This window comes from Mesobacterium pallidum (assembly GCF_019966535.1).
In the GTDB taxonomy this organism is placed as follows: domain Bacteria; phylum Pseudomonadota; class Alphaproteobacteria; order Rhodobacterales; family Rhodobacteraceae; genus Mesobacterium; species Mesobacterium pallidum.
Genome location: NZ_JAIMID010000004.1, coordinates 353688 through 361203, shown reverse-complemented (window position 1 = coordinate 361203; position 7516 = coordinate 353688). Strand labels below are relative to the sequence as shown.

At 64.9% G+C, this 7516-nt stretch carries 9 protein-coding genes; 3 read left to right on the top strand and 6 right to left on the bottom strand.

The window, feature by feature from the left end; genetic code table 11:
* Positions 1–27: 27 nt before the first annotated feature.
* From MF270_RS08870 to MF270_RS08855, 4 genes are all read right to left on the bottom strand, one after another.
* The gene (locus MF270_RS08870; protein WP_238365514.1) at positions 28–435 is read right to left on the bottom strand and encodes an NERD domain-containing protein; all 408 of its coding nucleotides are present in this window, start codon (positions 433–435) and stop codon (positions 28–30) included.
* A 797-nt stretch (positions 436–1232) separates the two neighbouring features.
* Positions 1233–1484 carry a ribbon-helix-helix domain-containing protein gene (locus tag MF270_RS08865; RefSeq protein WP_238365513.1) on the bottom strand — a complete coding sequence of 84 codons (252 nt, stop codon included), beginning with the start codon at positions 1482–1484 and terminating at the stop codon, positions 1233–1235.
* A 179-nt stretch (positions 1485–1663) separates the two neighbouring features.
* Positions 1664–2983, bottom strand: coding sequence for an MFS transporter (locus MF270_RS08860; RefSeq protein ID WP_238365512.1), 1320 nt, complete (start codon positions 2981–2983; stop codon positions 1664–1666).
* A gap of 8 nt (positions 2984–2991) precedes the next feature.
* Positions 2992–3252, bottom strand: a complete 261-nt coding sequence (locus tag MF270_RS08855; protein ID WP_238365511.1) for a metal-sensing transcriptional repressor — start codon at positions 3250–3252, stop codon at positions 2992–2994.
* Between the two features lie 85 nt (positions 3253–3337).
* On the opposite strand from MF270_RS08855, the gene MF270_RS08850 reads away from it, so the two are divergent.
* The 3 genes from MF270_RS08850 (at position 3338) to MF270_RS08840 (ending at position 5121) form a co-directional block, all read left to right on the top strand.
* Positions 3338–3691 carry a hypothetical protein gene (locus tag MF270_RS08850; RefSeq protein ID WP_238365510.1) on the top strand — a complete coding sequence of 118 codons (354 nt, stop codon included), beginning with the start codon at positions 3338–3340 and terminating at the stop codon, positions 3689–3691.
* A gap of 61 nt (positions 3692–3752) precedes the next feature.
* Complete coding sequence (locus tag MF270_RS08845) at positions 3753–4481, top strand: HupE/UreJ family protein (RefSeq protein WP_238365509.1); 729 nt, start codon at positions 3753–3755, stop codon at positions 4479–4481.
* Between the two features lie 16 nt (positions 4482–4497).
* Entirely contained in the window at positions 4498–5121 is a 624-nt protein-coding gene (locus tag MF270_RS08840) for a transmembrane anchor protein (RefSeq protein WP_238365508.1), read from the top strand.
* A gap of 48 nt (positions 5122–5169) precedes the next feature.
* On the opposite strand, the gene chrA is transcribed toward MF270_RS08840, so the two are convergent.
* Both chrA and MF270_RS08830 read right to left on the bottom strand, forming a co-directional pair.
* On the bottom strand, positions 5170–6573 hold the full coding sequence (chrA, locus tag MF270_RS08835) for a chromate efflux transporter (protein WP_238365507.1): 1404 nt from the start codon (positions 6571–6573) through the stop codon (positions 5170–5172).
* On the bottom strand, positions 6570–7406 hold the full coding sequence (locus tag MF270_RS08830) for a chromate resistance protein ChrB domain-containing protein (protein WP_238365506.1): 837 nt from the start codon (positions 7404–7406) through the stop codon (positions 6570–6572). The genes chrA and MF270_RS08830 overlap by 4 nt, the downstream gene beginning before the upstream one ends.
* Positions 7407–7516: the final 110 nt, after the last annotated feature.

The following is a 7516-nucleotide window of genomic DNA, read 5'->3' as shown; positions in this document are numbered from 1 at the left end:
CTCAGCATAACAACGAAAGCCGCCTGATCATGCCCTCAGGCCATCCGGGAAATTACACCACCTTGACGGACGTGACCCCCAGAGGTCAGTACGGTTCTGAGACATACGTTTGGGAAAGTAGTCCATGGCATCGAGATTCCAGTCTTTCACCTCAAAGACCGCAATGCCGATATCTGGGTTCAACAGCACGAAGTCAGGACGCAAGCCGTTAAGGTGAGGTTGAACGTAGATTTCCCATTTCGGGCTAAGATTCCGATGAAAGAAATCGAACACCATCCTTTCACCTTGCGTCAGCTCTTGGCGCAGGTTTGAGAACTCCTCCAGAGGAGGTTCGACTAAACGCTGAGACAGCGCGTTCTGCGACCCTGTCGGCCACTCACTGCGGTCCGGCGCTCCAGCTTCGATTGGAGATTTGGAGGTAGGATGTTCAGACACTGTACGCGCCCTCCCAAAGGACTCTGATCGTAACTGCATGATGAATTTGGCTTATTCTGGGCGGGATCAGTGCGACGCACAACGGCTTCCTGCTTCCACGCAGGACGATCACTCCGCTTCTTGGTGCTACGCCTCCTGCATGTTCGGTCTCTGTTTCGCTCGATAGCGAAGGAAACAGGGCGCGCAGTTTTGGCGGGCCTGCGAGTCAGGCCATTGGAAAGGCGAGGAAAATTTCGACCGAACCGGAATCGGCGCGGTTCGCCCGACCAGAGACGAGAGGCCATACAGAGACGGGAAACGCTGCGCACCCGGGTCTCAGCGGTTCGCACCCACCCGGCAAACCCCTTTGAAAACAGGAGAAACTCCGCTCTTGGCGGCCGACTAGAACGGGTTCGAAAGGGTGATAGTGGCGGAGGGGACGGGCCTGATATCCAACCTTCTCTACCTTAAGCCTTTTTTGTGTGCTTCGGCTGCGCAAACCCACCTTCGACTTGCCTATGTCTCGTGCCCGCGCCTTCGTTTCATAACAACGAAACGAGTTGCCCAGGAGGGATCGAAGATGCCGGACCAGTACACAGACCAAATCGAATTGGTAAATCCATGGCGGATCAGCCCTCGATTATTGAAGCGTTCAGGCTGGCATGGCGAGTCACCTATCATGAAACGCCCAAATCCACTCCCTACCGCTCTAATCACACCAGCCGAGCGTCGTGCAGAACTCTGCACTTTCCTGGCGCTTGCGTTGGTACGGTCCCGGCTTCCCGAGAGCTGATGCGGTCAATGCGGCTGAGACGGGCTCAGCCTTGGTTCCGGGCAATTACCTCGGCGGCGGTAAGCGACACGTAGCTGCCCTCGGGCGCGGAAAAGGCTCGGTTCAGTTCGGCTTTCAGGCGATCGGACGCGGCGCGCTCGACGCGTTCCATATCGCGGCGGATCAGGTCGCGGATATACTCGCTCACGTTTTCGTAGGCACCGTACTCGCCGACATTGGCCGCAACGAAATCGCTGAGCGCGCCGCTAACGCGAATAGTCATGGTGGTGCGGGGCATGGCGCGCTTTCTCCTCTGCACCCAAACTAGATGACTAAAACGATCAAGAAGCAAGGGTGCGGCCATCGCTGCAAGTGCTAGAGCCGGGCCACTTCACGCCCTTGTTCTTTCCTTTTGCAGTCAGAATATGGATCTTCCGCTTGTTGCTCACAGAAGCTTTCCGGACGATCTATGCACCTCTAAAGCTGCGACGCCCAGCGTGGATGCTGGTCGTCCACGACGAACGGGTGCGCGTGGCGGCGCTCACCCTTGAGGTGAGGATGATCGAGCGGCAGGTTTTCGTGGGTATGCTCGAGGATCTCGGGATCCTCCTGCGGCCAGAGGCGCAGCGCGGTGAGCGCACCGGCACCCGCGAGCAAGGCAAGGCACCCGAGGGCCACGACCGGCCCGAACTGTGTCATCAGCCAACCCGAGAGCGGATAGGTGACAAGCCAGCAGGCGTGGCTGAGGGCGAACTGGGCGGCGAAGAGCGCGGGGCGGTCCTCGGCATGGGCCGAGCGGCGCAGGAGACGGCCGGAGGGGGTGAGCACCGCCGAATAGCCCAAGCCTACCAGAAGCCAGGCGCCGAGAAGGAACGGCCAGTCGAGCCCGAGTGCGACGACCTCCCCTGCCAGCGCCAGCAGCGTCAGCACCATGAGCGCGGCGCCGCCGACCATCACGGGCCTGTCGGGCACACGGTCGAGCAGACGCGGCAGCGCGAACGCCGCCAGCATCGAGCCGGCGCCGAAAGCGAACATGGTCCAGGCGAGCGCGCTTTCGTCGAGGCCCAGCGTGCCGCGCACCAGCACCACGGAGTTGACCAGGACCATGGCGCCAGCTGCCGCGGCGGCGAGGTTCAGCGCCAGCAGCCCGCGCAGGCGCGGCGTCGCAAGATAGATGCGGATGCCGCGTGTCGTCCGGTCGTAGACGCCACGCGGCTCGGACGGCTTCGGGCTCGGCAGGATGACCGACACCACCAGCAGCGCCGAGGCGGCAAACCCCACGACGGTGCCGAGGAAGAGGGAGTTGTAGCTCATGATCGCGAGCAGGAGCGCCGCGAGCGTCGGGCTGACGATGTTCTCCAGATCGTACGCCAGCCGCGAGAGCGACAGCGCACGGGTGTAGCGCGCCTCCTCGGGCAGCACGTCGGGGATCGTCGCCTGGAAGGTCGGTGTGAAGGCGGCCGAGGCCGATTGCAGCAGGAAGATCAGGACGTAGACCTGCCAGACCTCGGTCACGAACGGCAGGCAGAGTGCCGCGCCCGCGCGCACCACGTCGAGCCCGACCAGCAACGCGCGACGCGGCAACCGGTCGGCGAAGGCGCCGGCGATGGGCGCGATGCCGACATAGGCCACCATCTTGATGGTGAAGACCGTGCCCAGCACCATCGCGGCGCCGTCGCCCGCGAGATCGTATGCCAGCAGGCCAAGCGCCACGGTCGCGAGGCCCGTGCCAAGAAGCGCCACGACCTGTGCGAGGAACAGGTGGCGGTAGGTGCGGTCAGAGAGGATCTCCAGCATCAATGGTCTCAGAGGTAGCGGGCGATGGCCTTCAGCTCGTCGCGATCCGCGGGGGAATGATCTTCGTCCAGGCAATGGTCCATGTGATCGTGGATCAGCGCCCGCTTGGCGTTGGCGACGGCCTTCTCGACCGCATGCAGCTGCTGCGCGACGTCGAGGCAGGGTTTGCCGTCCTCGATCATGACGATCACCGCGCGCAGATGGCCGTCGGCGCGTTTCAGCCGGGCGATCAAGGCGGGATGGGTTGCGTGGACATGGGGCTTTGTCATAGAAAGACGCTATCCTCCCTGGGGGGATAGAACAAGATGACCTTTCAAGGGGTCACGCAATCGAGCGGGCAGACAGGCAAGACTGATGAGACTTCTGGCGACATACGGAAGACGGGCGTTTGCGGCGCTTCTCTGCCTGTCGCTCGTGGTCTGGTCGGTCATGCCCGCCGCAACCCATGCGCCGACCGTCTTCGAGACAATCCAGGACCACCTGGAGATGATCGCGGATCACGGGCATTCGCACGGGTTCGAGGAAGACCTCTACTGGGCGATGCACGGCCACAGCCACGACACAGCTGATCACGATCACAGCCAGGCGCTGCCCGAACCAGGCGAGAGATCACATCTGATCGCATCCTACCGCGATGCGTGGATGCTGAAGGCCTCGCCCGGCGGCGGTCACCACGCCTTCAGGATCGAACGACCTCCGCGTGCCTGATCGGCGCCGCGCCGCCGCGCGGCATCACCGATCCCTCAACCGCACGAACGGAGACCTATTCATGAGTTCAAGCTCAAGGGGGCTGCATGCGCTCGCATCGCGACGCGCGGTCGCCCTGACCCTTACAGTGCTGGCGCTCTACGCCTCGAGCGTGGCGCAGGCGCTGGCCCACAACGTCACCGAAGGCGACGCGGGCTACATCCAGGAAATCTGGGGGGTGCACATCATCCCCTTCATGTACCTCGGCGCCAAGCACATGGTGACCGGATACGATCACATCCTGTTCCTGCTCGGCGTCGTTTTCTTCCTCTACCGGATGAAGGACGTCGGCATCTACGTGAGCCTCTTCGCCCTCGGCCATTCGACCACGATGCTGCTCGGCGTCTGGTTCGGCTGGGGCATCAACGCCTACATCATCGACGCCATCATCGGCCTGTCGGTCGTCTACAAGGCGCTCGACAATCTGGGGGCATACCAGCGCTGGTTCGGGTTCCAGCCGAACACCAAGGCCGCGACGCTGATCTTCGGCTTCTTCCACGGCACGGGCCTCGCCACCAAGATCCTCGACTACGAGATCGCCTCGGAGGGGCTTCTGGCCAACCTCCTGGCATTCAACGTGGGTGTCGAGATCGGGCAGCTTCTGGCGCTCGCTGTGATCCTCATCGTCATGGGCTACTGGCGGAAGTCCCCGAACTTCTTCCGCCAGGCCTACACCGTCAACGTCGTCATGATGTCCATGGGCTTCATCCTCATGGGCTACCAGATCACCGGCTACTTCGTGGCCGCGTAAGCTATTGGAGAGACACATGTTCAACGCAGAGAAACCCAGCCTCGAAGAGCTGCCGAGCTCCGCGCAGCTGCTGAAGTCCACGATCATCGCCGCGGTGTCGGCGGTAGTCATCCTCGTGACAATTGTCCTGCCCGCGGAATACGGCATCGACCCGACCGGCGTCGGCCGCGCGATCGGGTTGGCGGAGATGGGCGAGATCAAGACCCAGCTCGCCGAGGAGGCCGAAGCGGACCGGATGCTCGACGCCGCAGCCGACGAGCAGTCCAGCCTCTTGGGCGATTTCCTCGGCCTCTTCGTCGGCGCCGCCCATGCGCAGGAAGCCGAAACCTGGCGCGACGAGGTCACGTTCACGCTGGCGCCTGGAGAGTCGGCGGAATGGAAGCTGGTCATGACCGAAGGTCAGACCGCCGAGTACCGCATGATGGTCGACGGCGGTCGCGTGAACTTCGACCTGCACGGGCACGGCTCGGGCCAGTCGGTCACCTATGATCGCGGGCGCGGGTCCACCGGGAACGAAGGCGAGATCGTCGCGAATTTCGACGGAGAACACGGCTGGTTCTGGCGCAACCGCGACAGTTCTCCGGTGACCGTGACCGTGCAGGTCCGTGGCGAATACGCCGAGTTCAGGGACGCGAGCTGAGCCTTGAGCAAGGTCGGGCGGCGCGTCTCTGGCGCGCCGCCACTGCCGTCAAGCGGCCCCCGCGAGGTGCAGCGCGACACCAAGCAGGGCAGCGCCCCCGAGGACGACCGCCATCCCAAGCTTCAGCCGGAACACCGCGACCAAGGCCAGCGCGGACAGCGCAGCGGCGGCCCAGTCGATCGATGCGAGCCTGGGCAACTCGATCGACAGCGGACCGGCCTCGATCCGGAGCACCTCCCGCCACACGACATGGATTGCGAACCAGATCGCGAGGTTCATGATGACCCCGACCACGGCCGCCGTCACGGCCGTCAGAGCCGCCGAGAGCGCCCGGTTCGACCGCAGCCCCTCCATGAACGGCGCGCCGAGGAAGATCCACGCGAAGCACGGTGCGAAGGTCACCCAGGTAGCGAGCAGCCCGCCAAGGGTGCCGGCCATGAGCGCGCTTTCCCAGCCGGCGTCGCGGAAGGCGCCGAGGAAGCCCACGAACTGCAGCACCATGATGAGCGGCCCGGGCGTGGTCTCGGCCATGCCGAGCCCGTCGAGCATCTCGCCGGGCTCGAGCCAGCCATAGGTTCCGACCGCCTCCTGCGCCACGTAGGCCAGAACCGCATAGGCGCCGCCGAAGGTGACCACCGCCATCTTCGAGAAGAAGAGAGCGATATCGGCGAAGACGTTGCCCGGCCCGAGGGCGAGGAGCAGGAGCGCGACCGGCAGAAGCCAGAGCGCCAGCGCCGCCAACCCCGCGACGAGCGCGCCGCGCCGCGCCTCCCTCGGCATTCCCGCCAGCTCCTCTCCGAGCAGCGTCTGCGCATCCTCAACATGAGCGGCGCCGACCGTCCCGTGACCGCCGCCAGGCGCGAACGCCGCGAGACCGGCGCGCGCGCCGAGAAACCCGATCAGAGCCGCCGCAAGCACAATGAGCGGGAACGGCGCTTCGAAGGCGAAGATCGCGATGAAGGACAGCACCGCGATCACGCGCATGGCGTCGTTCTTGAGCGCCCGCCGGCCGACGCGGACGACCGCCTGAAGGACGATGGCAAGGACCGCGGCCTTCAGTCCGAAGAAGAGCGCCGAGACGACCCCGACCTCGCCGAACAGCACGTAGACCCAGCTCAGCGCCATGATCGCTATGACGCCCGGCAGCACGAAGAGCACGCCCGCGATCACGCCGCCCCAGGTGCGGTGCAGGAGCCAGCCGATATAGGTGGCAAGTTGCTGCGCCTCGGGGCCGGGAAGCAGCATGCAGAAGTTCAGTGCATGCAGAAACCGCCCGTCGCCCAGCCACCGCTTTTCCTCGACGAGGATGCGGTGCATCACCGCGATCTGCCCGGCCGGGCCGCCAAAGGACAGAAGCGCCACGCGCGCCCAGACCCGCGTCGCCTCGGCCAGCGTCGGAAAGGGCTGCGGCTCGATCCGGGTCTGCGTATTCGGCAGCGGTGCGTCGGTCATTGCGCACCTGCGGGACGGTTCGTCGGCCAGTTGTGGGTCTCGTCCGTGGCGTCGCGCGCCCAGCGGTAGATCGCGTCATAGAGCGCCATGCCGGCCTCGAGCTGCTCGAGGTCGTCCGAGTACATGCGGGAGAGACCGAGGGAGGCGGCGAGCAGCCCGGCCGCTTCGGGCGCGAGTTCCGGGCGCCCCGTATCGGCGCCGCGCACGATGGCGGCCAGCCGATCGAGCGCGGGCGTCGAAAGGCCGAACTCCTCGATCATTGTGTCGAAGGAGCAGCGCTCACCCCTGTGGCTCCAGAATACGTCCTCGATGTCGTAGGGCATCGCACCGAAGAGCTCCGCCGTGCCGAGCACTTCCGCGGGCGCGACGTAGAGGAATATTGCGCGAGGGTCGACGAAGCGCCGGATCAGCCAGGGACAGGCGATCCGGTCGATCTTGGGGCGTGAACGCGTCACCCAGACCGACCGGCCTTCGGCGTCGCGCGCGGTGATCTTGCGGGCATCGATCAGTTGAAGACCCGCAGCGAGCCAGGCCGCCTGACCTCCTTCCAGGTATTCCGCCGAAATGCCTGCGCTGCGCAGGACAGCGGCCACGCCCTGACTGCGCCTGTGCCCTTCGGCGCAGACGGCGACCACGGGACCGGTCATGGTTGCCGCAAGGCGCTCCAGCGCATGATGTGCGATCTCGGCCTCGGCGAGCGGTCGGGCGGCAGGGACTAGCCGCGGCTCGGAGGCGCGGGCCGCCTCGGCGCGGACATCGAGAATGATGGGGCAGCGAGGGGTGCCGATCAGCTTCGCAAGCTTGTCGGCGGTGATGGAATCTGGCGCAGGCATGCGCGTTCCTCCTTGAGTTCAAGGTTGAGGTGGAACGCGAGCTTCGGCTGTCGCCTCGTGGGGAGATCGCGGATCCCCATGCGCCAAAAATCGCGGATGGCGGGCTTGCT

Bases quoted from the DNA above. Each gene is read 5' to 3' on its own strand.
- MF270_RS08860 (WP_238365512.1), bottom strand. From the start codon at position 2,983: ATGCTGGAGATCCTCTCTGACCGCACCTACCGCCACCTGTTCCTCGCA.
- MF270_RS08865 (WP_238365513.1), bottom strand. From the start codon at position 1,484: ATGCCCCGCACCACCATGACTATTCGCGTTAGCGGCGCGCTCAGCGAT.
- MF270_RS08840 (WP_238365508.1), top strand. From the start codon at position 4,498: ATGTTCAACGCAGAGAAACCCAGCCTCGAAGAGCTGCCGAGCTCCGCG.
- MF270_RS08850 (WP_238365510.1), top strand. From the start codon at position 3,338: ATGAGACTTCTGGCGACATACGGAAGACGGGCGTTTGCGGCGCTTCTC.
- chrA (WP_238365507.1), bottom strand. From the start codon at position 6,573: ATGACCGACGCACCGCTGCCGAATACGCAGACCCGGATCGAGCCGCAG.
- MF270_RS08845 (WP_238365509.1), top strand. From the start codon at position 3,753: ATGAGTTCAAGCTCAAGGGGGCTGCATGCGCTCGCATCGCGACGCGCG.
- MF270_RS08830 (WP_238365506.1), bottom strand. From the start codon at position 7,406: ATGCCTGCGCCAGATTCCATCACCGCCGACAAGCTTGCGAAGCTGATC.
- MF270_RS08855 (WP_238365511.1), bottom strand. From the start codon at position 3,252: ATGACAAAGCCCCATGTCCACGCAACCCATCCCGCCTTGATCGCCCGG.